This is a genomic window from Cyclobacterium xiamenense (genome assembly GCF_042140265.1).
Taxonomy (GTDB): Bacteria; Bacteroidota; Bacteroidia; order Cytophagales; family Cyclobacteriaceae; genus Cyclobacterium; species Cyclobacterium xiamenense_A.
Window position 1 is genome coordinate 5655383 of record NZ_CP159481.1, and the last position, 24663, is coordinate 5680045.

Genomic DNA, 24663 nt, shown 5'->3' on the forward strand with positions numbered 1-24663 from the left:
AACGAAAGGATTTAGATTATAGATAAAATTTAGTGTATAGACAAGAACAACGGATGGCTACGTGCTTTCATTAACGGCTGATTGCCATACCCACACGAAAATAATGACCTGGTTGAAGGAAAATCCACATGCTTTGGCTCAAAATTTTATCTTTGTAGTCATGAAATTACTATCTCGCGCTACATCCATCGGATGGGTATTCCTTATCGTCTTCAGCTGCCGAAATTCGAATGAACCGTGTACGCTCCCGGATTCTTACCGGGAAATTCCGGTTGATGTAACCCTTCAACGCATGGAAAAACTGTTTTTTGAGGATCTAACAGAGGAAAAACTAGGGGAAACCCTTGAGAATTACCCTGGGTTTTCTTCTGCCATGTTCGGTTACATGGGGTTTGAAAACCAAACACAACTCAAAGAGGAGCTACTTGCCATTCATCGCGATAGCGGCATGCTGGAATTGTACGAGGAAGTATCCCTTCATTTTGACGACATTGCCGGGATTGAGACATCTCTGGAAGATGCATTTCGGGGCATTCTTTTTCATTTTCCGGAGTTCAAGGTACCCGACGTGTACACATTTGTCACCGGTTTCGGCACCGACCTTATTGTGGAAGAAGACCTGATCGTCATTGGCCTGGACTATTTTCTCCCCGCAGACCATCGCTTTCAGCCGGTAGAACTGCCACAATACATTGTAAAGAGGTACACGGAGGAACACCTGATTCCCACGATTGTTACAGCGATTTCCTCCCGATTTAACCGCACCGATTTGGGAGATCGCACGCTACTGGCCGAAATGATTTTTTACGGCAAAGCATATCATTTCACCAAATCGATACTTCCCTGTACTCCGGACGAATACATCATCGGCTACGAAAAAGAGGAAATTTTCGGAAGCTATGCCAACGAAGAAATGATTTGGGGACATTTTATCGAAAACGAATTGCTATACGAAACCAATGCCTTTGAAATCAGACGGTATGTCGGTGAGGCTCCTTTTACGGATGTCATTAGTCCGGATGCACCCGGGAGAATCGGCCGGTGGCTGGGATGGAATATCGTGGACGACTTCCGTATGAATAATGACCTAAGCCTTCGGGAATTGATGAATCAGGAAGACGCTCGGGAGATTTTTAAACGATCCGGATACAAGCCCCGGTAGGGACTCTCGGCACCCCTTTTTATCTGAAATTCTATCGTTTCCAACAGGGTGGCGATGGCCTTGTCTTTTGAAAAGGCCTTTTCGGCCAGTATCCTTGCATTTTTACCCATGATTCCCAACAAATCCGGCCGCTGTTCCAGCATCTCCAATGCCTGCAACAAGGATTCGATCTGCTCCTCCTCCTGGTACCAGCCGATTTCGTGGTGAATCACCAAATCCTTGATCCAACCACCAAAATTTACGAGCACCGGCATTCCCATTGCCAAAGCATCGAAAAATTTATTGGGACTGCTATCTTCCAGAACCGGTAGCCGCAAAAAGGAAATATAGGCAATGTCCGCGGCGCTCATTCGCTCCCTAACCTCTACTTTATTTCCGAAGGAGATGAATACTACCCGATTCAATTTTCTTCTCTCCGCCTCCTCTTTGAGCACGGAGCACCATTTCCCTTTGCCCATGAGTTGAAATACCCAATTCTTCCCCCTTTTTTTTGCGGCTTCCGCCAAATCCAGGTAACGAAGCAGGCCATTCACTTCTCCGATTGCCCCGGTATACAACACCGTCAGTGGCTGTCGGTCAAAACGCCGGTTCGAATGCTGTTTTGGCTGAATGCCAAAAAAATCCAGATCGGAAAAATTCGGAATCAGCGTTACCGTTTTTTCGGGAACCAGGCCTTGGATGGAATCTCGTATTCCTGGAGAAAGGGCTACAATTTTCCAAGCCTTCCGATAGATGCTTGCTTCCATCTCGTACAACACCTTTTGCACCAAGGAATTCCGTATTTGTTTTATTTCAATGGGTGCTTTGGGCCAAAGATCCCGAACTTCGAAAATAAAAGGGATGCCCCATTTTCGCCTGGCCCAGGTACCAATGAGTCCTGTGGAAAGCGGGGTAGAGGTAATGTAGAACAAATCGGGTAGGGGCAAGCTGCCAATTAGTTTTTTTGCAGCTCTCACAAAGGCGTAAAACGCTCGAAGACGCCGAATGCCGGAAAAATTGTTGTCGTACGGTACAGGAAGAAGGTGAACCCGTACCTTCCCATCCCATCGTTTTTCGTAACCGGGCTGGTTGTGGGCCGTGATCACCGTGACTTCTACCCCGGAAGCGGCCAGGCCCTGCGCCAGATGGTAGGAGCGAATTGCTCCCCCTTGGTCGGGCGTAAGGTAGTACTGATGAATGTAGCAAAGCTTCATAGCTGGTTTTCTTCAATCCAGTCGTTCAATAGGAATAGATTGTAAAGAAGCAAATAGTGACTATCCAGGAATTTTTCAGGATGACGGGTGAGCGTAGCCCATTCTTCGGGCAAAACCTGTCCAAACCGCTGGCCAAAATGGATTACGGAGGAAGAAACCCTGTTCCGAAATTCGGTATGGCTCCGAAGCCACTCTTTCAAAGGCATGCCAAAGCCAAACTTTTTTCGCCCGGCTTGGATCCGTAGTCCTTCCTTTCTCAAAAGGAATTTGATCCAGTATTTGGGGGGTAAATTCCCGCTAGTTGCTTCACCCGAGCGGCGACTCGCGTCTACAACCTGCCAATCCAGAAAGGGTACCCTGCCTTCGATCCCATGTGCCATGCAGGCGTTGTCCTGAATTTTAAGCAAATCATGCACCAAATACACCTGCCTATCCCATTCCAAAGCATTGGAAAACGGATCCCCTCCCCTCGGGTACAAAGTTTTGAGCTTTTCCGCCAACCCATCCGGCAGGGGATAAAGCGCCGCAAAATTCATAAAGGTCCGGACCGGGTCGGAATGGATTCCTGACAAAAAATGTCGAACCCGCCGTCCGCCCAGCGGAATCTGTTTGCCTACCGAAGCCACTCGTTTCCAGAAGACCGGATGCGCCAGGTACTTTTTGTAGGCCGAATGTCGGTTGTATCCGGCAAACAACTCATCGGCTCCCGCTCCACTCAGGAGGATTTTCACCGTATCCCGGGCTTTTTTCGCCAGGGCCCAGCTAAGGTAGCTCGCGGCATCTCCGACCGGCACATCCAAATCCCGGATATAGGCGGGCCATGTTTCCAAAAACCATTCCGGAGAAATGGTTATTTCCTGATGAAATGCACGTTGGTCCCGGACCAGGCTTGCGGCAACATCAGCATCGGGGAATGCCCGTCGGTAAGGCCGCTGAAATCCGACGGTAAAGGTGGGTACAGCTCCTGCTCCATGTTTTTTCCAAAGATGGTATACGAGAGAGCTATCCGCCCCTCCACTTAAGATCAACCCCGCCGGCACATCCGCATGAACCTGCCGGAGCACGGCATCTGAAAGCAATTCTTCAACGTTTTCATTGGTAATTACCCGGCTGCAGGGTCCTGTAGGCTGGAATGGAATCTGAGTCGACTCGATGAATGTTCCATAAAGGTCCCAGGACCGCAATTCTCCAGGCTGCAGTTCCTGCACTCCACTCAGTAGCGAATGGGAAGGAAAGGGGTGACGTAGGTACGCATAGCTGAGCAGCTGCGATTGATCCAGGCTGGCCGAAATCAGGCCAGACCGCATCAAACAGCTGACTTCAGAAGAGCAAACCAATCGCCCGCTCTCTTGTGCAAAGTAGAGGGATTTTACTCCGTGTGGGTCTCGACCCACCGTGACTCGATTCTTTTCTCCATCGACAAAGGCAAACGCATACATTCCCTGTATCCGCGCAATGCCAGCCGTTCCCTTGTGAACCAGCCACTGCAGCAAGACTTCTCCGTCAGAAGCGCTTTCAAAGCGCACCCCTTCTTGCAGCAATTCATTCTTAAGGTCCTGGTAATTGTAGATAAAACCGTTCCAGGACAAATAGGTCTGGGTTTTCGGGTGTACCAGGGGTGGATTGGCCCTGTCTCGAAGGTCCAGGGTCTTTAGCCGATTCGCTCCCAGGTAAACTCCTGGCCTCACTTCCAGCCAGGCAGAATGATCCGGACCCCGGTGCCGACAAGCCTGTGTCATGGCATTTATCGCGTCCTCCTCCCTCCGGGGATACGTCAGCAGCAGGTGTACGCCACACATGTCATTTTTTTAGCGGTTTGGAAACGGAAGCTTTGCCTACGTCCAACGAAGCCCCGTGTCTTTCGTAATATCGGCAAATCGCCGTGATGCTGCAGGCACTGCATTTGGGGTTCCTCGCGACACAGGTATACCGGCCATGAAGTATCAACCAATGATGCGCTTTATGAACCACCTCACTGGGCAGGTGCCGGATCAGGTGCTTTTCCACTTCCAGCGGCGTTTTGGCATTTTGCGGCACCAAACCGAGTCGTTTGGACACCCTAAATACGTGGGTATCAACCGCCATATTGGGTTGATTCCAAATGACGCTGGTGATAACGTTGGCGGTCTTTCTGCCCACTCCCGGCAACTTCACCAAGTCAGCGACCGTTTCGGGTACCTCGCCATTGAATTCCTCCTGGAGCATTTTTCCCAATCCCAGCAAATGCCGGGTCTTATTATTGGGATAGGAAACCGAGCGCAGGTAGGGAAACAATTCCTCAAAACTACTCGCCGCCAGGTGTGCCGGCGTGGGGAAATCCCGAAAAAGGGCCGGGGTCACCAGGTTGATCCGCTTGTCGGTACACTGGGCACTTAAAACTACTGCCAGCAGCAGTTGGTAAGGCGTCTCGTAATGGAGCTCCGTTTCCGCCACGGGCATGTTTTCGGTGAAATGAGCAACAAAGGCCCGATACCTTTCTTTTTTTAACATATTCGCTGTCTTTCGAGGTGATTTCACTGGTCCCGAAACTACTACATCTTTTTGAATGAAACCACAGAAATAAAAAATCCTACCCCCGGAATTCGAGAGTAGGAAAATAAATTCGTTAGCTGGTGTTACACTTTTTCCAGTCCTTCGGACCGGGCCTTTTTCTTAATGGCGTTTACTATACTTTCGGAGGGCTCCAACAAGAGGTGATTCAAGTTTTCGAGGGTGTCCAACAAGTCCATGTACTCCTGCATCAAAAATGGTTGGTGCCGCAGGGCTTGTCCGACTTGCTCACTTTCCTCCTCCGTCATTTCCTGATAAAGGTACCTTATCAGATCACTTTGGGTAAAAGATTTGGTCATAGGCGATATTTATTTGTTTAAGTTTCTTCCTTAAATTGATCAAGGCATAACGCATGCGACCCAGGGCCGTGTTGATACTCACGCCGGTTTGCTCCGCGATTTCCTGGAAACTCAGATCCATGTAGTGCCGCATGATCAATACCTGCTTTTGACTTTCCGGAAGCTCCTCAATCAACTGCCTGACCAACGCATAGGTCTCGTCTTTCACTTTGATCTCCTCTACGTTTTCCTCCGCAAAGTGCAGGGTATTGAATACATTTGATCCGTCTTCCATGACCACCAGCGGATGTCGCTTCGACTTTCTGAAATGGTCAATCGCCAAATTGTGCGCGATGCGCATGATCCAGGGTTGGAACTTTCCCTCTTCGTTATACCGATCAGAGTTGAGTGTCTGTACGACTTTTACGAATACATCCTGTAATAAATCTTCCGCTACCCCCTGCTCCTTCACTATCATCAAAATGGTCGTGTATACCTTGGTCTTGTACTTGTCGACCAACTTCTCGAAGGCGATTTCACTTCCATTCCTGTATTGTGAGATTAACTCACTGTCTCTAGGTCCTACCCTTTTACTCATAAAACTGATGTTTAAATAACGTAGAGATTTATCCCATATTGTGGCATTTAAGGTCAATAAAAACAAATCGCGTTGTCAAATGTATTGAATCGGGTAAAATAACGCAACCAATTTTGTATTTTTTTGTAACAAATAGTACCCTACCCCAAACAGTTCAGAATAATATGCTTTTTGTTAAATTTATCGCCAAATACAATACGGTGTTCGTTACACTTCCATCGAATGCTAACAAGAACAATACCAAATTGAAAGGAAAACTAGGGTGCGTCCATTTCCGGAGCCTTGGTAAATCCTTTGGCGAGCAGGCTGTACAGGGTACCTACCAGTCCCAGTACCCCGCTGATGTATGCGGAAGTCTCGTTTAGGATGGTGGGGTCGTAAAAGCTGATCAGAGCGATGGAAATCAACACAAAGCTAAAAACCGCTGCCTGGATCATCTTGGCGTTACCCGATTTCCGCTCGTCTTGCTTGAATCGTTCCACATCGGCATCGCTAACAAAAAGACAGACGAAATTTCGAAAACTGCTGGAAAACAATACCAGCCGATCTTGCTCCGCATTCATTTTGATAATCCCCTTTTGTATCAAGGCAGTCATGGTTTCCTTATTAAAGAAATTAATGAAACCTTCTCTGGCGTAGTTGTAGACCATCTTTCGTTCTTTCAGGCTCAATTCGGCCCAGATATTCATAAAATACGCCTTATTGTAACGCTGAATGGACAGGATGCATTTTTCATACCGCTCCTGAGAGAGCGGCTGATCCAGGGGATCTCTGGCCAACTCCTCGGTAATGAGCGTTGCAATCACCGTCGAATGCGGACTGCAAGCGATTTCGGCTGCCAGCTCTTGTGTTCGTTTGTCATTAAATAGCAGGCTTCCGACCTGCATTTTCAGTGCCTCCCGCTGAATTTTGTCCAGGGACTCCCATTCCTGCCCCGAAAAAGGAAGGGTGACCGACTCACTCTTAAAATCCAAAGGCACGTACTGGAAGAGAAACTCTGAGAAAATCTCCGTGATAAGCAGGCGCTTCGACTGGGAGGTATTGGGCTGTACGATCTCTTGCAATGGCTTACCAGAGGTGACGAAAAGAAATTGCTTTTTATCCCCGTACGCCATCAGGAACGCCTGCATGCTCTCAAGTAAGCGGTCTGCGCCGTCCAGACAGTGTATGTTTTCAAACACAATCGCCTCGTGAGTAGGGTCCGGCTCGGGCATGTCTACCAAGGCCGAAAGGGCGTCTACCCGCAACATCTGGTGCGCAGAAAGGTCAAATTGTCTGGCTATCCAGTTTCTGTTCTGCGCGGCATCCACGCCAATAAGAAAGCTTCGCTGCTGTTTGCGGGACCGTTGCGGTAGTAGCACCATGCCGTGGGTAAAATGGTAATCGATGAGGTAAATTTTATTTCCAAGACGCATAATCATCTGAAACAACCAGATCAATACCACAGCCAGAGCAAGCAATACCGGCACATTCCCCTTCACTATTTCCCAAAAACTCTGCTCTGAAAAGAATTCCTTTAAGCTAAAGTTGGGCGGCATATTGAAGGCCTGCACCATTACGTCTTGCGGAGGGGCAACAAAATTGCGAATCAGTTCGTCTTCGTGGTTTGAAAACCTACCAAAGTTGGTTCGTCTGAATTCTTCGTGTATTTTGATCAACTCCAGATAGGCCTCGTTGGATTCCAATGGCTGGCCGCGCAGGTAGGGTTCTTCCTGTTCCACGACGTTCCAGATGAATCGTTCCTGGTTAAAAATCTGTCGGTGGATAAAATAACCTGGCAAAAACCCAATAATCAGTAGCCACAGGAGAAAATTCAGTGCATATACCCGCTTATCGACATGGACCCCGGTAAGCCGATTCCAAAAATCACTCATGCGCTGGTGAATCCGCTGAAGCCTGACAGGTCCCTTCCAACTTCCCGGCGCAAGCGAAGGAAGGTCCCGTACCCGGGCCAGCCGAAGGCATGCGAATTGCAGAAGGCCCAGTACTACCAAAAAAAACGAGGTGAGCAGCAAGGGTGCATAGGCCGATTGCACCCAGGACAATTGGAGCAATAGGATGGAGACCAGGAGCCATAAACCCACCGAAACAATGGAAAAGGCGGTGGTATTTGTCAAGTGACGGTCTTTTGACGAGCTGGAAAGCAATAGAAAATTACAGGTACCGGATTGAATGGCAAAAAGAGCGGACCAGAGGAAAATTTTAAAAATACTCAATGGCAGAAACAAGTACACTGCAACGAAGAGCAGGAGATCCAAAAATAATATTCCGTTCAGCCAGAGAAACTTGCTCCGTTTGGTAGGAGAAGGACTGTACCACTCGAAGGAAAAGGGAGTATAGGCGAGGTAAATACTTGATTTACTTGTAAGCAGAACGAGCAATGCCAACATCGCCAACACCAATACGTAGGGAATAAAAACAGTAAAGGCTTCCAGGGAGGACAAAGAATGAAGGGCATGCTGCAGGTTTTTATTCTCCAGGTACAATAGCCAGTTTTCTGAGACAAATTGGCCGGAAGGGATCCGGCTTAGCAATGCCTCGTACTCGTAGCCGTTCACATAGATGGGCGTTTTCCACACCTGCTCTTCGCCAGCGTGGTGATTATTCACAATGAGTGTTTTTATCTCATCCCATTTTTCCTTTCCAATCCCCTCTTGCAGGTAGTTGATGGGAATGTTGACCTTCTCACTTTTCAACAGTACTTTTCCATCCGGCTTGAAAACAAAAAAGCGCTGATTCCTGCTGATTTTGGGTGCCAGTGAATCCAAACGAAAGGTTAGCGCATACCCGTGTTCACCCTGACTTTTACTGATCACTCCCTCCAGATTACCCGTCGATTTGGAGAAATGGGCACTAATAAAATGTTTACCCGGCTCACGGGGGCGCTCACGTACGTAATCCCTGTTCGCAATGGAGATAAATGGAAAATCGCCAAACTCAATCGTTCCGTCTAGCGCATCGGGTATCAGCATGTTCAGGATGTGTCCCGACCCGTTAAACTCCAGAAATTCGTTGACATTTTTGTCCGGGTTCAGGGAATCTGCCCAACGGTTATCGTCGCTATGCGTCCGGAGTTCTTTGCTAAAGCGGTCCAAATTTACAATCAAACCGTTGATTTCATCAGAAAAGGCATGCTTTAAATCCCGAACGTAGGTGTTCGCTGGCGAGCTACTCCGGTAGTTTTGCACGAGGGAAAAGGAGAAAAATCCAAGGATGAGCATCACCAGAATCAAGGAAAGTCCCAATCCCATCACCCGCTTTTTTGTCAACACATCCCCATCTCCAAGGTTGAAAACACTAATGATGGGAATGGAAACGAAAACAAGAAGCAATAAGGTCAGAAAGGTACTCAGAAGTTTAAAATCAATCCGAAGTGCAACCCGGTCGAATTGGGCTTTCTCTTTGATGCCAAGCAGGTAAAAGACTTTATTTCCAATGATCGCCGGCGACAGAAATCCCTGGTATTCGCTGCCTGAGAGTTGTATGCTGAGCTTTTCCTCGCCCGCTGACCGACGGCCACCGAGGGAATCCAGCGGGATGACTGCCAATCCCGCGACATCTCGTGGGTAAATAGCCGTTCCGGCACTATCCAATACAAACATCCGGTCAAAAAACAGACTTTGCAGGTTATTCTCCATGAGTGCATGCACCGGCAGCACGTGGTCTACTTCGAATGCCCTTGCACCCGCTGATTCCTGCCTGAGTCGAACACCCAAATTTTCCCGAAGGCTTCGGACCAGAAGGCTATCGTCCAATTCGGGAAGGGCTCCCTGCCTGGTTCGTTCGTCGAGGTAAAAGCGAAAACCCTTAACACCAATCAGAAACACGGAGTCCTTCTTTGTCAGGGAAATTCCCTCGTGATGCAGTACCGAACGGTCATGCGAAGGGTCCATTTCAAGGGATTTGATTTCCTTGATTCCGAATTTAGGGTTACGATCGATCAACTGCACCATGCGGGAGGCGGCACCTTCTGCCTCGCCCCCTGCCCAGTTGTAGAAGTTTCGTTTGAAATAGCCCTCTAACTGTACGTGGTAATTGTAAAAAGCCTCCACAAAATTCTGCCTGGCCAAATGCACGGCCTTGATTCCCTGGGTTTCCAGCTGTTTTTGATTGGTTTTGGAATGCTGGTAAAGGTAGGCGCCAAGTAGCAGCATGCCACCAAAAATCAACATCCAAATGCGTAAGTCCTTGAATTTCATGGTTAGGAGACCCTTTTTCTCGGTGGAGGACCAATTTAATGAAAAGGACTTACAATAAAAATTTTACAAATGGAATCTATCCAAACAAAAGAAACAAATCGGTATTCAGGACCATTAAAAATTTTGAGAATCCGGATTTACATGCCAAACCCTTATGCATCTTCGGGAGCCGACTTCCCTTCGTTCATCCAGAAAGGAGCCGTTAGAAACCAAACGACGGTTCCCAGAAACATCAACTGTTTGCAGGTATCGGATTCCATATCGCCTGAAAAAACCAGGATAGCCGGAACAATGGTCAATGCCAGACCAACGAACGAAAGGATTTTTAAGAGGAGCTTTTTCATTTTCTTTGATTGATTTTACTGGCCAATACATACACCAATACGGCTACAAACCAACCCGGCAATCCGAGGAAGAAGATTTCTATTCCCACTACCAGATTTAGAAGCAAGCAAAATGCAAGGGTAACTAACCAGGTAACGGCCACGGAGCCATTGAGGCTACTTCCACTTACCGCAGCGTAGTTTGATTTGAGACCCATTCTTTCCAACAGGTACACATCAATAAAAATGACGGCTCCTATCGGCATCAGGATCAGCCCGTACAGGGCGACGAATTCCAGCAGCATCATTACCAGGGCTGGAAAACAGGCGGCGATCGTGGTAAACAAGCCCACAAACAAGGTCACCTTCCATGTTTTCCATTGCGGATTAATGGATTGGATGGCAAGACCTGCCCGGTACAGCGTGGGGTTGGCCGTGGTCCAGCCAGCTACCACCACGCAAATGGCCCCTGCTACTCCTACGGCACTGTAAGCGATTGGACCCGGGGCAAAGGTGAGGCTTCCTTCCGATTCAATCAAAAACAGTGAATACAAAATGCCAGAAGCTATCCAGGCAATAAAATGGCCCAGAAATACCCCCGTGGCCGACGAAAACCCGTACTGCCATTTTTTTGCATAACGCAATAACGAAAGATCCGCCATCCCTATATGCATGGCCATGTTACAAAACCAGGCAAAAAACAAGATATGCCAGAAGCCAAACTTACTCTGTCCTTCCAGCGGTACGCCGGTCCAAATGGTACTTTCCGCCACCGACCAAAACGAACCCAGGTCTGTCACTCCCAAACGTGGCAAAACGGCCAACGCAGCAGCGATAAATACCATGATCATCCAGGGGGCAGCAACCATGGCAAATTTGGATACCTGCTCGAAACCAAACATGGCGATGATGGTGGTAATCGTGCCAACCGTAAACACGGTAAGCACCCAGCCCAGGTTGTTAGGGTAAATGTCCGTGAGTTGTGGCATGGCCATATCAAAGGGAATGCCCACCGCGGTCGCCGCCACAGCAATCATGGACCCGGCCAAAAAACAGAAAAGTCCGGCATTTATCAGGTTATAAATGAGGGTAAATCGTTTCCCGGCGATCTGTTCCAATAAATAATACAAGGTGACGCGGGTCTTTACTGCTATTTTTGCCGTCAAAAAGGCCCAACTAAGTACTGCCAGGATGTTTCCAAAAATCAGGCCAGTGACCAGGTCGATGGCGCTTGCTCCGTGGGCAACGAACAAGGGGCCAATCACAAACTCGGTCCCTGCCGTGTGTTCGCCAGCGTAGGTTCCCAAAAAACTCTTCCAGCCCTTCAATTTATTTGCAGGAATCGCCTGCTGCTCGTATTCATTTACTGAGTTTAAGCGGGCTACCAGACTTTTATTTCTTTCCATAGTGATCGATTCCTCAGGCAGTTGGGAGCAACCTACTCCCTGCAATGGTGATTAGACGTTGATAGATATAACCTATTAAAAAACGCTGATTCCCTACGCTGTTAGCAGGCAGGCCTAAGGGAGGGGACTGACCCGACCCAAAAAACCGAGCCCGTCTTATACCGAGCCACGATTGATAAATTTGAAGACGTTTTTGACAGATTCTTTTTTGTTTTTTCGTATCATGTAGGCGGCAGTTTCCCCCATGAGCTTAAAATCCGTAGATATCACCGTAATGCCCAAAAGTTCTTTTAGAGGAGTATCGTTGTAAGAAATGATTCCGATCTCCTTGCCGAGTTCATAACTTTGTTCCCGAACCTGCTTCACCAGATTCACCAGGTCGTTTTCCTCGATAACAATGTAGGCATCTTTGGCGCGTAATTCCATTTCGGGGTATACTGTTTCCAGAATTTCAAAATCAAAATCAAAATCCTGACAGAATTTCTTAAAACCCTTGAGAATCTCTCTTGGATAGGGATACACCGTGTCGTGCGGATAGACGAGCATGAGCTTTTCGTAATGCTGCAACTGAAAGATGCCTTCACACAACGCGTTGTATATGTCGTTCTTAAAATCCTGATAAATAGCGGCTACCTGCTCACCCAATTGAGGCACCTGATTATCCATGATCAACAACTTATCTGAGGGAAATTTTTTCAGGCAGGTCATCACCTCCTGATCGAGATTGTAGTGGCTGTGTTGATCGTCCTTGAAATGAGGCATGAGTACGTAATAATCGTATGCCCCCATATTTTCATTGAGGATATTGATCAGTAGTTTGGGATCGCAATGGTAGATCGTCAGATCGATCTGGGCATCGGCCCCCATGCCGTCGACAAAGGAATTGTAGGTCTTTAGCTTGTAATTGCTGAGTTTATTCAGTAAAAACAGCACACGCACCTTTGACGTGGAAATATTTTTAGCTACGTAATACCCCTTTCCTTTAACCGAGAGGATAATCTTTTTTTCTTTAAGCTGATTGTACGCCTTTTCCACGGTATCCCGGGAGAGGTAATGTTCTTCGCTGATTTCATTGATGGAAGGGATTTTATCCCCCACCACCAATTGACTACTTTCGATGTCTTCAATTATTGAATTGACAATCTGCTGGTATTTGGGGATTCGCGAATTTTCATCAAGGCGGATGAGGGTCTTTACTTCAATCATGGGATTCAGGTTATTTTAAGCAGCTACTGTCCAACGCACTTTTCCATCGAAGTGCTCTTTAAATTTAGTTAAATATTCCACAAAACATGCAACTCGTTCCAATTAATTAAATTTGGCGAAGCAATCCGTAAATAATTTTATCAATGGTGGATCCGTAGGGTAACCGGACCCGCTAGTCCGGAAGGCATCACCTCCCAGGAGGAGGCGTCAAAGGGCCTGTAATCAATGTTCACAAAATTGATTTCGTGGTAATTTCGCCAGGCTACGCCTTGTTTATCCAGGTAACGAATGTGATTGGCCATTAAATTTGCAACCTCCACGGTGATTTCATTCGTTCCGTCTTTTAAGAAGTCTCCTATATCCAACCGAAATGGGATGCCAAACGCAATCCCCGCTTCCTGCCCGTTGACCAATACCCGGGCACTTTCCAATACCTTACCCAGAGAGAGCTCGTACCGAGCCCCCGGCTCCAGGCGGAGGTCCAGCGTGGTTTCGTACCGTGCCTGCCCGGAAAAATGCTGGCTGGATGCATCCGGCAGATCCGTCCAGGGGATGGCTTTCTCCAATTCCCTGGCCTGGGGAAGGCTCGGACCTCCTTGCTGGAAGGTAAGTCTCCAGGGCCCTTGCAAGGTTCTTATTTCGGGGTCGGAAACGCGGTAATGCCAGGCTGGAATGCCGGAACCCTTGTTCCGCAGCACGTGAACAATCAGCGATTCGCCTGGCTCCATGTGAACCCTAACGGCCAATTTTCCTCCTTCTCTCGTACTTTCCGCCAATCCCACCATGCCCTGCTCGGGCGCCATCAATACGGCTGCCTCCCCTTCCTGGTTGAGGGGAATAGGGGTAGCGATGGTTTCTGCTGTGTGATTGACCAGGTAATAATACCGCTCACCGGCCACATTTCTTCGGATAAACCGAAGCCCCTGATCCACCAGGGTTTCACGCGCTAACCCCGCGATTTTCATGCCCTGAAGCAAGTCTCCGGAAAGAATGACCTGACCTTCTCCCACAGCCGCGACCTGGGCGGAGGCAGCGGGTTCGAAGGAAAGACCGTCCCAGATCCGCTCCAGCGCGTCCCTTCTTTCGGCATGGTTCTTAAATCCCGGCACATCCGACGGCTGCTCCTGAAAAACTACCGTGGCGCCCGCCTTTGCAAGCGAAAGGAGTCGTTCCATGGTAGCAAGCGGCAGGTAACTGAGTCGCGGCACAACCAATACCTTTGCCGTATAGGCCCCATTCGCAGCGGACAGCTGGCCCTCCGAAACCTGCAACTCCTGGATCAAGGCGTCTGAAACAAAATCCAAACTAAATCCTTGTTCCATCAACAGGGAGGAGCCCTTGTAAAAGGGCGTGGGATGCAGCCACTCATCGATACCGTGAACGGTGAGCATTTTGGATATCCCCTCCGGATCTGCCCATATGTCGTACACCGGCCAGTACACAAGCAGGTCGTTATCCGGTATGCCGGATTGCAATACCGACTGTACCCGCTGAATATAAGCATTGAAGCCCCTAAAATGCGGCCAGAGACTGTTATGGGTAGTCAGGTTCAGCGAAGCGTAAAACAGCCATCCGGGAAATTCTACTTCTTGTGGGGAATAGGTGACTCCATGGTAAAACATGTGGTTGATTCCTGCCAGAAAGGCCTGTTCCAATTCGGGTTTTGCCTGGGAAAAAGCGGACTTAAAATGCTCTCCCAGCCAGGTAAAAGTTTCGGTAGAAACTAGGTTTTTTCCTTTTAGGTGTGCCGCCGAGGAGGCAAACTTCAGCATGATGGGATCGGGGTCCACGTTTCGGATATCCGCACTGTCCCTGCGGATACCCGGAATAGGGAAATAACTGGAACCAAAGGTTTCTCCTTCCGGAATGTCTACGCGAGCGTAAAGATCCAGTAGATTCCCCGGCGAACCATGCGCCTGGTTTTTCGTTATTTTTCCCCGTTGATTGGCCCAATCGGTCCATTGACCGGTAAAGTTTTCCAAGAGCATGTCACCGATGGTCTCCCGGTAATCGGATTTTATGCGTTTGCTATGCTCACCCGGTTCTTCTGCCAGCAATTCGGGCAGGTAATCCCTCAGGTCATACCCGCGCTTCTCCAGAAAATACCGAAAGAAATCCCGTGTAAAATCCGCCCCATACACCTCAAAGCTATCGTTGTAGAATGCCCGGATGCCGGGAAAATCCTCACCAAATGCCGATTCAAAATAGGAAAGGTAGTTTCCTACGGACTCCTGGGAATAGTGGTCCAGGGTAAAGCCCTGCCCACCCGGCGCCGCGCGTTTCACCATTTGCCCCGTTTGCGCCTGGAATACCGCTATCACTGTCCAGGTCCCCGGGGCATCCCAGGAAAGTTGCCCGGAGTCGTCGATTTGATCGGTCAGATTTATGGGGGATTGGTTGTTTTGGTAGGCCATTACGGTGTGCAGCTCGTAGGCAAAGCGTGCCGCACGGGTATCTTCCAACACAATCGGACGATCCAAGCCCATGCCTTCGGAATAGCTGTGGACTTGCATTACCATCCGCTGGGCGGCCATTTCCGGACCCACCATGGGGCCACCAAAAGGCCAGCCGGTGCCTTGTGTCAGGTCAATGCCCAAATCCAGACTGTCGGCCGTTGCCACCGTATACCGCAACATCTCCAGCCATTCCGGAGAAAGATAGGATAAAAACCGGTCCTCAAAGCCTTTCGCACCGTAAATGGGCGCTATCTCCAGCCCACCGAGCCCTGCCTCCTCATAGGCTTTCAGCAATCGACTCAGGTTTTGCTTGTCCACGGCACTCCCCATCCACCACCAGCGCGTCCAGGGTTTGGACGTTCGGGTCTCTTCGGGCCACTCCCCGGCCCTTACCTTCGTTTGCAGGGTGGATCCCTCCTGCTTGCAAGCAACCGGGCCCAGGAGGAAAATGAAGAGAAGTAGTATGGATGAATACGGAAGGTATCGATTGTTCATAGGCAGTCTTTCGTATTATAGGGAAAAAACGTTGCGAAGCGGCACCACTTTTGGAGAGTGATCCGCATGGGTCTCCATAAGGTCTGCCATGTATGCCCACCACTTTTTCATGATAGCTGTCTCCGGAAGATGGTCGGTTCCGGTGCTATCGTCCTGTAGGTTTTGAAAAGCAAATAGGGTTCCGCTGGATTCATCCAAAAAAATGTGGTACTCGGCGATCCCGGCTTCCCGAAGGAGCGCTGCCAATTCCGGCCAGATCTCCCGGTGCCTTTTTTCGTATTCTGCTTCGTTTCCGGGCAGAAGCTTCATCGTGAACGCAACCTGTTTCATGTGCTAATTTCATTCGGTTTCCTGGCCTAATGCCAGAGTTACGTGTGAAAATAAGGAAAACTTTTGGAAAAACTTACCTGTGCCTTCCGGTTGAGCCTGGGAGGAGATTTTAATTTCAATGGTTATGCCCTACCTTTGCCCGCATAAACAAAACCTATGAAAATCAACGAAAACATGGTCGTAGGCCTTACCTACGAACTAAAAGTCACAAACGAAGCTTCTGAGGATCTGCCCTTTAGTGTAGAAGTACGTGACGAGTCAGATCCCTTTTACTTCCTTTACGGTAACAGCGGCCTGCCGGAGGCTTTTGAGAAAAAACTCAGGGAAAAAACCAAAGGCGATCGCTTTCAATTTGTTTTGGAAGTAGCCGAAGCATACGGAGAAGCCGATGACGAACTCGTCGTGTCCGTACCCAAAGCGCAATTCAATCAGGAAAGGGGATTTCAGGAAGAAATGCTGCAGGAAGGCAATTTTCTTCCACTGGTAGACGAAGAAGGGTATCCCATGCAGGCAAAAATAGTAAAGGATCTCGGGGAGGAGTTGTTATTGGACTTTAACCACCCCCTCACAGGAATGAACCTTCACTTTGATGGTGAGGTATTCGAGGTCAGGGAAGCTACGGATAAGGAAAAAGAAGAGGGGTTCATGCCCTGAGTGTATCTTACTGGGGCAAATGCAGCATGCAAGCATCTTCCCAGGTCAACTGAATGGTTTCGCCCCGGGAAAGTCCCCGCCGTGGGCTCACTACCTGCCAGGGCTGGGCTGTTTTCGCCACCGCAACGGTGAGCAGATCGTGCTCCGGAAAATACCGGTTGATCAGCACTTTCCCGGTAACCTTGCCGGCTTCCTCCTGTACCTTGATGTCCATAGGCCGGAGGTAGTACCCTTCCCTACCGGGTACCGCATTCAATGGCCCAAAGAAGCCCGCAACGTAGGCGGACTGCGTATGTTGATGAATTTCCGGGATCTTTCCCTGAGCGACGAGTTTGCCCCCGGGGGAGACGACACAAAGGCGATCCGTAAGCAACATGGCCTCCTGAATATCGTGTGTAACCATGAGCAGCGTGAGCTCCAATTCACGGAAAATCAGATCAAGTTCGTCCAGTAAACCCCGTTTCTGCAAACTGTCCAACGAATTAAACGGTTCGTCCAGCAAAAGTACTTCCGGCTCCAGACTTAGCGCCCGGGCGATGGCTACCTTCTGTTGTTCTCCTCCCGATAGTTGCCGGGGATAGGCATCTCGCTTATGATCCAGCCCAAAGAGGGAAAGTAGACTTTCCAATCGCTCGGCAGCATAGTCTTTGTCGTATTGCAAGAGCGGACGGCGGATGTTCTCGGCAACGGTAGAGTGAGGGTAAAGGCCATTGTCTTGCCGAACCAGTTGGATCGCATCGTATCCGGCCACGAGTTTTTCACTGGCGTTTTTTATTTTTTCGCCCTTTAACAGAACCTCTCCCGCGTCCTGAGTTTCCAGTCCAGCGATGAGTCGGAGCAAGGTACTTTTGCCGCTTCCACTGGAGCCGATGACCGCCCATCGCTCGCTTTTTTGAATCTCCAGAGATAGACCGTTCAGGGCAACCATATCCCCCGGGTACACTTTCTCCAATCCCCTGATACTCAAAAATCCCATCAACGTAACTGCTCTTTTACCTTTTTTGGTAGGCCGGCACAAACCAGGTCGTAGGAGTGATCTACCAATTCCAAAATCAAGGAATCGCTTATGGACCCGTCGAAAGAAACGGTGTTCCAATGCTTCTTGTTCATGTGGTAGCCAGGCTGGATGCCGGGGTGTTGCTCGCGCAATAGCACCGCTCTTTCCGGATTGCATTTTAGGTTTACGCTTTCAAAGCGCTCGATATCGATGATTGCAAAAATTTTCCCGGCCACCAGAAAACAAAGCGTATCTTCACCAAAAGGCGTGGATTCCGACGCGCCTTTTTTATTCAAACAGTAGTCCCTAAAGAGGTCAATTTTCACTGCTAAACGATACGTTTGATGATCCAGAAGATAAGGGCGGCCAGGAACACAAGAATGGAAATCTTGTTGATGCCGTGCATCATACGCAAGTTGAAATTACTTTTTTTGGTCGGATCTGGTTTTTGGAAAACCCGAATAAAATAATTTCCAACTTCTCCTACCTGAAAGAACTCCTTTAATTTATTGGACATGCTGTTCTTGATTTACGTCGTTAATGATGGTATTCGTTGACCTCAGGCTCTATCCATTGCCCGTCCTGTCGGATGATTTCTATCAATTCATCCACGGCCCTTTCCGAGGGCACGGAACGTTTGACAACCTCTTTCCCTTTGTACAAGGTAATTTTACCCTTGCCCGATCCCACATAGCCATAATCGGCATCTGCCATTTCGCCAGGACCGTTGACTATGCAGCCCATGATGCCAATTTTCACCCCCTTCAGGTGATCCGTACGCTTTCGGATCATGGCTGTCGTTTCTTGTAGGTCAAATAAGGTGCGCCCGCAGGAAGGGCAGGAAATGTACTCGGTTTTTGACATCCGCGTTCGGGCAGCCTGAAGCACACCAAAACTGACCGAATTATGCAATTTAACCTGGTCCAGCAGTTCCTTCCGTTGATCCAGCTTCAGTCGATCCAGACCGATCAATATACCATCGCCCAAACCATCGATTAACAAACCACCCACATCTGTGGAGGCAAACAGCATGGTTTTATCGGTATCTTTTTCCGAATAGGTGACTTTCGGCACCGCTGGAAGATCAATGCCTGCCTGGATGAGCGTTACAAAGGCCCGCCTCAACGCTTGCATTTGGTGGACCTTATCGGTGCTCAATACGATCACGACCGGAAGGGCATTGGTGAGCAGTGGCACCGCTTCCGCTACTTCTTCGCAAGCAAGAAAAAGAAAATTTACCTCCGAATGCAGCTCCCTGTTTTCAATCAGGACCTTCAGCGAAATCGCCGGATAGGTATTTTTTTTGTCCGGATGCCGCATCCATACCTCGTGATCGACAATCTCCTTCACCCCATTGGGAAGCATAAAAGGGACGGGGGTACGGCCTGAATACAAATAATCGCATCCCTGGTCGTTCATTTTCCATTTATCCGGTTCAGGCAAATAAAAGTGACCTGTGCCCTTCAGTTCTTTTGGCTCCAGCTGCTCCAGCCGGGAGATATCTGTCAGCACTCGTGGCACGTTTCCTCCACCAAAATTACCCACCTCTATGGTTTTTCTTTTGGTATAGCTAAAAGGGTCCAGCGGGTAGGCATCCATAGCTGGAATTCCTGATTTTTCCGGGCGCTCCAGGTACCGGTCAATAAGTGTTTTAACGACCGGAGACTCGAATTCAGGATCTTCAGTCAGGGACACACGGACGGTATCTCCCAATCCGTCTTCCAGCAGGGCTCCGATGCCAACGGCGGACTTCACTCGTCCGTCCTCTCCATCTCCTGCTTCCGTGACTCCCAAATGCAAGGGGTAGGGCTTGAATCCACCTTCGTCTAGCTTTTTCACAAGCAGCCGATAGGCCTGGACCATCACCTGTGTGTTGGAAGACTTCATGGAAATGACGATATCGTGAAAATTCTCGTCTTCACAAATACGCAGGAATTCAAGCGCTGACTCCACCATCCCAAGGGGAGTGTCTCCATAGCGACTCATTATGCGGTCGGATAGGGATCCGTGGTTGGTTCCGATTCGCATGGCGGTACCGTTCGCTTTACAGATTTTTACCAAGGGTAGAAATCGCTCCCGGATTCGCTCCAACTCCGCCAGGTAGGAGGCATCGGTATACTCCAGAACTTCAAATTTCTTTTTGTCAGCGTAATTCCCCGGGTTTACCCGAACCTTTTCCACAATTTGGGCTGCGACTTCGGCCGCATTTGGTGTGAAGTGAATGTCTGCTACGAGGGGCGTACGGTATCCCCTCGCTCGCAATCCCTCTTTGATTGCGCGTAGATTTTCAGCCTCCTTGATACTGGGCGCAGTGATCCGAACCAGTTGACAGCCACTTTCGATCATTCGGATGGCCTGGTCGATGGATCCTTGCGTATCCATGGTATCTACGGTGGTCATTGATTGCACGACAATGGGATTATCGCCTCCAATGATCAAATCACCCACCCGTACCGGGAGGGTCTTTCGTCTTGAATAATCGGTAAGGCTATTGCAATAGCGGATCTTTTCTTCGATGGTTTTTGGTTCCATAGTTATATATCACCTAATTGTGGCCGGATTACTATTTCTTCAACAACAGAATGGGGTGAAAGGTTATAGGCAGCCCAAACGGTTTCTGCCACATCGGTCGCTTTCATAAAGCGCTCCTCGGGCAAATCCACCCCTTCCCAACTTGCGGTATAGGTCGCTCCGGGCAGCACGGAGGTCACCCGTATTCCATGCGGCATTAATTCCTGACGCAGACATTTGGTAAATCCGAGCATCGCCCATTTGGACACTGCATAACTTCCCCCATTGGCGTATGCGGTAAGGCCTGCAATGCTCCCGATGGAAAAAATATGTCCGCTTTTTCGTTCGATAAAACCATCCGTAAATGCACGAGTGAGGTAGTACGTACTGAAAAGATTCGTGTGCATCGTTTTTTCGAAATTCCCCTCTGGTTCCTCGTGTAGACTCCCTGGAATAAAAATACCCGTATTATTGACCAAAACATCGGGAATGGTCGTTTTTTTTACAAAGGCCGCAAAGGTCTTGACCTCCTCTTTTCGGGATAAATCGGCCTGCATGACCCCTACCTTGACCTCCGGGTATCGCCCCTCAATTTCCTCCTGCAGCAATTTCAATTCATTGTCGTTTCTGCTACAGCTGAACACATCAAACCCTTCCCGGGCAAATCGGAGAAGGATCGCTTTCCCAATTCCTTTGGTACCTCCCGTAACCAAAATGCTCTTTGCCATTCCTTTGTGTTTTAATTATTAGTACAACAACCAAATAATCGGCACAAAGTTACATTTTTTCCCGGGCTATGCCTAATCAGAACAATGCTGAAACTTGCATGCGCCCCGTATGTACCAAGCGATCCAGGCCTTGGGAATTCCGACCTTCGTAAATCAGGTTCAGTTGTAGGCCTTCGCCAATTTTTTGGAGCCAATTTACCGTCCAGGAGGTATTGTTACCAGGTGTGAGGGCTTGCAACATTTCGTAGCCCACCGGACTATTTACCTTTCCGTTGTAATCAATATACGTATATGCTATCTGTGCATTTAGCGTGGTTTGGCTGGCTTTGGCCATACGCAGACTAAAGGTCGCTTCCTGGAGCTGCGCCCGTTCGTGAAATTCAAGATTGGCGAGATTTTGCTTTCCTGTCATTCGGTATTTCAGGGTTGCCCGTAAGGTAGGAGATGGCTGCAGGGTGAATTCGGGTCCAAAAGTATGCTCCCGGATAGTGAAATCGCGATTTTCGAGAAAATCCGAGGCTGAATTTCTCCATCCCCGGTTCCAGTAAAACAACATGTTCCACCGGGAATTCAGCGAATACCGGGCATTAAGGCGCCAATCGTCCCGGGAAAAGTCTTCGAAGCCGCCGGTTAGTAGCTGCTTTTGGTGGGTGTTGAAAAACGAAATATCCAGCCCATAAACCGAAGACGCTCGGTTAAAAAAAAGCGAAGAGCGAAAGGATTGCCGGATGGAAAGCAGGGAGGTATCGTTGGCATTGCTCAGCAAGGGGCTGATCCGTTGGAAGAAATCGGAAGAGGTGATTTTTTTTTCCACATTCCAATTGGTCTGATTGGAAAACCGGGAAAGCCATTTCTTCAGCCCCCCGCCTTCCTTCCAGTCCACAGGGAATTTTGCATGCAAGCGGTAGTTAAAAAGCGTGGAATAAGCTTGAACGTATTCATCGGTGGGTACGAATACTTTGATGTAATTTTTTTCCTCCGGATTGATGGCCAGGTAAAACTCGTTTAATTGTTGTACGTCATCTTCATTATCGTCTCGCCAGGTATGCGTCCCCTCACCGGTGGGGACCGGGAGAAAGACAAACTCCCGACGCAATTCCCGGCCATTGCCGAGGGCATAGGTAAACTCATTGGTCAGATTGTTTTCCAAAACGGAACTCCGGTAGTCCAATTTGCCCATGACCGTGGTCTCCTCCATTTCGCGCTGACGCAAAAAATGCAACTCCCGGTACGTAAAAGAGGCCTTGATTGAATGCGGACCAAAGGTTCCCCGCAGCCCATAGGTACTTACAAAGGCCTTGGTATCCGGAACCAGGGTTCCATTTGCCACGGCCTGATCCTCCCGGAAACTGATATTGGCAAAGGCTTGATAGGCCAGGCTATCGTTGGTATGCAGGGATACCTGGTGTTCCTCAAAATTCATTGCGGTTCGGATCACCTGTTCATTTTGCGGGTTCGTGACCTTATTTCGGTCCACGCTGAACCGGTATGCCGGCACCAGGTAGCGGGACCGGTATTTTAGTTCTCCCTGGTACCGCAACCAGTCCGAATGAAACGATTGGACCTGACTGCGCAAATGAAAAAGCTCGTTGGATAGCAGCCAGCGTTTCCCGAAATGCTGGTTAACCTGGGCATTCTGTTGTACTCCGGAGAGTTGTCCGGCACGCTCCCTGAGATCCAGGGTGTAACTTACCTGGTTTTGTGGGTCCTTGGTCAGGGCTACTTTTGCCTGAAAGAGTTTTTCGGATGCATCCGAAAGCGTTTCTCCCATGGGCAGCCCCCAGTCCCGGTCAAATTCAATGTACCGGAGCCGATCGATGAAAGAAAAATGGGTGGAGTTGTACTCCACGGTAGTCTGTCCATCAAATCGGTACCCATTGAGGGCAGAAAGGATCCGGCCTTCAGAAAGGATCCCCGCTTTTATCGCAAAACCCGTGTTGTCCTCGTTGTCCAGCTGGGAAAAGCGGTTTTCATCCCGGTTTGAAAGGGCCAGTTCAGAAAAAACCGTTTCATGGGCTCCTATGCGAATCGCAGTGCCTCCGGTGATCATTTGTCGCTTGTTCGGGGCGGGCAGCGGCGTGCGAATGGAATAATTGCCCTGAGGCTGGCCATTGACCGGAGGTACAAACACGTACACCACACCATTGGCCAGTTGTTGCTGCCTTCGGTAGTGGCCGCCTCCCGGCCCGGTCTCGGTAAAGTTAATTGCATAAAATGCCTCCTCCGGATCGGTACTGTAGGCATAATACGCCACCTCTTCTCCTACTTCCGAGACCTCCACTACCTTTTTGTACAAAATTCGGTTTGGGTCGAAAGCAATGCTATCAATTCCGGGAGAAGAAGCTGCGGCGATATCGTCGCCCACAGCGGCCAACAGGTTCTTGTCTGCGTCTGACAGTTCCGTAAAAAGCGGGCGATTGGGGTCGTCCTGTTCCCGATAATAATTGAGATAAATCAGGACGTTTTCATTTTCCTGCTGATGACTGCCCGTAAGAATGGATCTGGAAAAATTTCTTTCGGCATATTCGAAATCCACCCGCACCCGGGAATACTGGGTGATCAGCACATCGGGAGTAAAGGTGATTTCTCCCTGGTTGTAATCAATGGTATAGTCATTGTTAAAACCGCGCCGGAGTTGCTTGCCATCCAGAAAAACTTTTTCGGAGTTGGCCATGATGATGACGAAGCGCTCGCCTTCCGGTCCCTGAATGCGGTAGGGACCACTGACCCCCTCCAAGACCTCCAACATCTGGGATGCAAATTTTCCTTTTGCGATGGCCGCCCCTATCCGCGTGGATGCGTTCCAATTTTCATTGAGCGCGTATTCCCTGGAAAACTGCAGCCCCTGAACATTTTTGTAATAGCGCAAAAATTCAGATTTTCGCTGCTGTAGCACCACATCTCCTCCGGACAGTTTGAACTGTTCGTTATAAAGCGTGATCAGCACGTTATCAAAATCCTGGATCTGTTGGGTGTTTCCTTCCGGCTGAAACGGTACGTTCTGATCCGTGATACTGGCGCGAATCTGCAAATTATCCGCCAGTTCTCCGTCCATCTGGAGATTTAGGGCTGAATTAACAAAGACATTCTGAGTATTTCCAAAAGAAATTCCCCGGGTCAGGTTGCCGGACTGATTGAGTTTGCTGGAGGTAAACACCTCCTCCCTAAAATCCATGATGGGCTTTTTTTTCTCAGGCTTATCCCGGAAGAAAGCCAGGGAATCGTAATCTCTTTCCAGGGAACGATTTCTGTAGGCCTGGTGGAACGAAAATGGCCAGGCTTCGTAGCAAATGCGTACCGAGTCAGGCAAGCCATCGCTCGGCTCTTGAAAGGAAATTTTACCGGTAGTTAGCGTGTAAGTAAAAGGGATGGCTTCGCCCGAGGGATCAAAAACCTGAAGGGTAGACGGCCGGATACTCAGGGAGTCCAGCAACAATTCCAGCAAATCATCTGGTATTTTTTCCCATCGGCAGCTGGCAGGCTGGGATTGAGCCAAAGCTGCCAAGCCCGAAAAAGCTGTCAAAACGGTTAAAAAATACTTCACCAACCACATAACGCTGACTATTACCGGCCACTA

19 protein-coding genes are annotated in these 24663 nt (G+C 49.0%); 2 read left to right on the forward strand and 17 right to left on the reverse strand.

Annotation, left to right across the window (positions count from 1 at the left end; translation table 11 throughout):
- The first annotated feature begins 292 nt into the window (after positions 1 to 292).
- Positions 293 to 1162: a gliding motility lipoprotein GldB gene (locus ABWH99_RS23215; RefSeq protein WP_375584153.1), complete on the forward strand. Its 870-nt coding sequence runs from the start codon at positions 293 to 295 to the stop codon at positions 1160 to 1162.
- Here ABWH99_RS23215 and ABWH99_RS23220 read toward each other — a convergent pair.
- The 11 genes from ABWH99_RS23220 to rhaM all read right to left on the reverse strand — a co-directional run bounded on the left by ABWH99_RS23220 (position 1111) and on the right by rhaM (position 16196).
- Positions 1111 to 2355, reverse strand: a complete 1245-nt coding sequence (locus ABWH99_RS23220; RefSeq protein ID WP_375584154.1) for a glycosyltransferase family 4 protein — start codon at positions 2353 to 2355, stop codon at positions 1111 to 1113. The two genes, ABWH99_RS23215 and ABWH99_RS23220, sit on opposite strands and share 52 nt — an antisense overlap.
- Positions 2352 to 4154: an asparagine synthase (glutamine-hydrolyzing) gene (gene asnB / locus ABWH99_RS23225; RefSeq protein WP_375584155.1), complete on the reverse strand. Its 1803-nt coding sequence runs from the start codon at positions 4152 to 4154 to the stop codon at positions 2352 to 2354. The genes ABWH99_RS23220 and asnB overlap by 4 nt, the downstream gene beginning before the upstream one ends.
- A gap of 1 nt (position 4155) precedes the next feature.
- Positions 4156 to 4845 (reverse strand): endonuclease III, encoded by a 690-nt coding sequence (gene nth / locus ABWH99_RS23230; protein WP_375584156.1) that lies wholly within the window; start codon positions 4843 to 4845, stop codon positions 4156 to 4158.
- 125 nt (positions 4846 to 4970) lie between these two features.
- Positions 4971 to 5204 (reverse strand): hypothetical protein, encoded by a 234-nt coding sequence (locus tag ABWH99_RS23235; RefSeq protein ID WP_375584157.1) that lies wholly within the window; start codon positions 5202 to 5204, stop codon positions 4971 to 4973.
- Entirely contained in the window at positions 5179 to 5781 is a 603-nt protein-coding gene (locus ABWH99_RS23240) for an RNA polymerase sigma factor (RefSeq protein WP_375584158.1), read from the reverse strand. The genes ABWH99_RS23235 and ABWH99_RS23240 overlap by 26 nt, the downstream gene beginning before the upstream one ends.
- Positions 5782 to 6038: 257 nt before the next feature.
- Positions 6039 to 9980 (reverse strand): hypothetical protein, encoded by a 3942-nt coding sequence (locus tag ABWH99_RS23245; protein ID WP_375584159.1) that lies wholly within the window; start codon positions 9978 to 9980, stop codon positions 6039 to 6041.
- A gap of 152 nt (positions 9981 to 10132) precedes the next feature.
- On the reverse strand, positions 10133 to 10324 hold the full coding sequence (locus ABWH99_RS23250; RefSeq protein ID WP_375584160.1) for a hypothetical protein: 192 nt from the start codon (positions 10322 to 10324) through the stop codon (positions 10133 to 10135).
- Positions 10321 to 11709 (reverse strand): purine-cytosine permease family protein, encoded by a 1389-nt coding sequence (locus tag ABWH99_RS23255; RefSeq protein ID WP_375584161.1) that lies wholly within the window; start codon positions 11707 to 11709, stop codon positions 10321 to 10323. Before ABWH99_RS23255 ends, ABWH99_RS23250 begins: the two co-directional genes overlap by 4 nt.
- A gap of 156 nt (positions 11710 to 11865) precedes the next feature.
- Positions 11866 to 12915 (reverse strand): GntR family transcriptional regulator, encoded by a 1050-nt coding sequence (locus ABWH99_RS23260; protein WP_375584162.1) that lies wholly within the window; start codon positions 12913 to 12915, stop codon positions 11866 to 11868.
- A 140-nt stretch (positions 12916 to 13055) separates the two neighbouring features.
- Positions 13056 to 15866: a glycosyl hydrolase gene (locus ABWH99_RS23265; RefSeq protein WP_375584163.1), complete on the reverse strand. Its 2811-nt coding sequence runs from the start codon at positions 15864 to 15866 to the stop codon at positions 13056 to 13058.
- A 15-nt stretch (positions 15867 to 15881) separates the two neighbouring features.
- On the reverse strand, positions 15882 to 16196 hold the full coding sequence (gene rhaM / locus ABWH99_RS23270) for an L-rhamnose mutarotase (RefSeq protein WP_375584164.1): 315 nt from the start codon (positions 16194 to 16196) through the stop codon (positions 15882 to 15884).
- Positions 16197 to 16352: 156 nt separating this feature from the next.
- On the opposite strand from rhaM, the gene ABWH99_RS23275 reads away from it, so the two are divergent.
- On the forward strand, positions 16353 to 16850 hold the full coding sequence (locus tag ABWH99_RS23275; RefSeq protein WP_375584165.1) for a peptidylprolyl isomerase: 498 nt from the start codon (positions 16353 to 16355) through the stop codon (positions 16848 to 16850).
- Positions 16851 to 16857: 7 nt separating this feature from the next.
- On the opposite strand, the gene ABWH99_RS23280 is transcribed toward ABWH99_RS23275, so the two are convergent.
- The 6 genes from ABWH99_RS23280 to ABWH99_RS23305 all read right to left on the reverse strand — a co-directional run bounded on the left by ABWH99_RS23280 (position 16858) and on the right by ABWH99_RS23305 (position 24531).
- Complete coding sequence (locus tag ABWH99_RS23280) at positions 16858 to 17826, reverse strand: ABC transporter ATP-binding protein (protein WP_375584166.1); 969 nt, start codon at positions 17824 to 17826, stop codon at positions 16858 to 16860.
- Positions 17826 to 18173: an MmcQ/YjbR family DNA-binding protein gene (locus tag ABWH99_RS23285; RefSeq protein ID WP_375584167.1), complete on the reverse strand. Its 348-nt coding sequence runs from the start codon at positions 18171 to 18173 to the stop codon at positions 17826 to 17828. The genes ABWH99_RS23280 and ABWH99_RS23285 overlap by 1 nt, the downstream gene beginning before the upstream one ends.
- 2 nt (positions 18174 to 18175) lie before the next feature.
- Positions 18176 to 18364 (reverse strand): DUF6728 family protein, encoded by a 189-nt coding sequence (locus ABWH99_RS23290; RefSeq protein WP_092172224.1) that lies wholly within the window; start codon positions 18362 to 18364, stop codon positions 18176 to 18178.
- Between the two features lie 20 nt (positions 18365 to 18384).
- Complete coding sequence (gene ispG, locus ABWH99_RS23295; RefSeq protein WP_375584168.1) at positions 18385 to 20379, reverse strand: (E)-4-hydroxy-3-methylbut-2-enyl-diphosphate synthase; 1995 nt, start codon at positions 20377 to 20379, stop codon at positions 18385 to 18387.
- Positions 20380 to 20381: 2 nt separating this feature from the next.
- On the reverse strand, positions 20382 to 21086 hold the full coding sequence (locus ABWH99_RS23300) for an SDR family oxidoreductase (protein ID WP_375584169.1): 705 nt from the start codon (positions 21084 to 21086) through the stop codon (positions 20382 to 20384).
- Between the two features lie 76 nt (positions 21087 to 21162).
- Positions 21163 to 24531, reverse strand: a complete 3369-nt coding sequence (locus tag ABWH99_RS23305; RefSeq protein ID WP_375584170.1) for a hypothetical protein — start codon at positions 24529 to 24531, stop codon at positions 21163 to 21165.
- Positions 24532 to 24663: the final 132 nt, after the last annotated feature.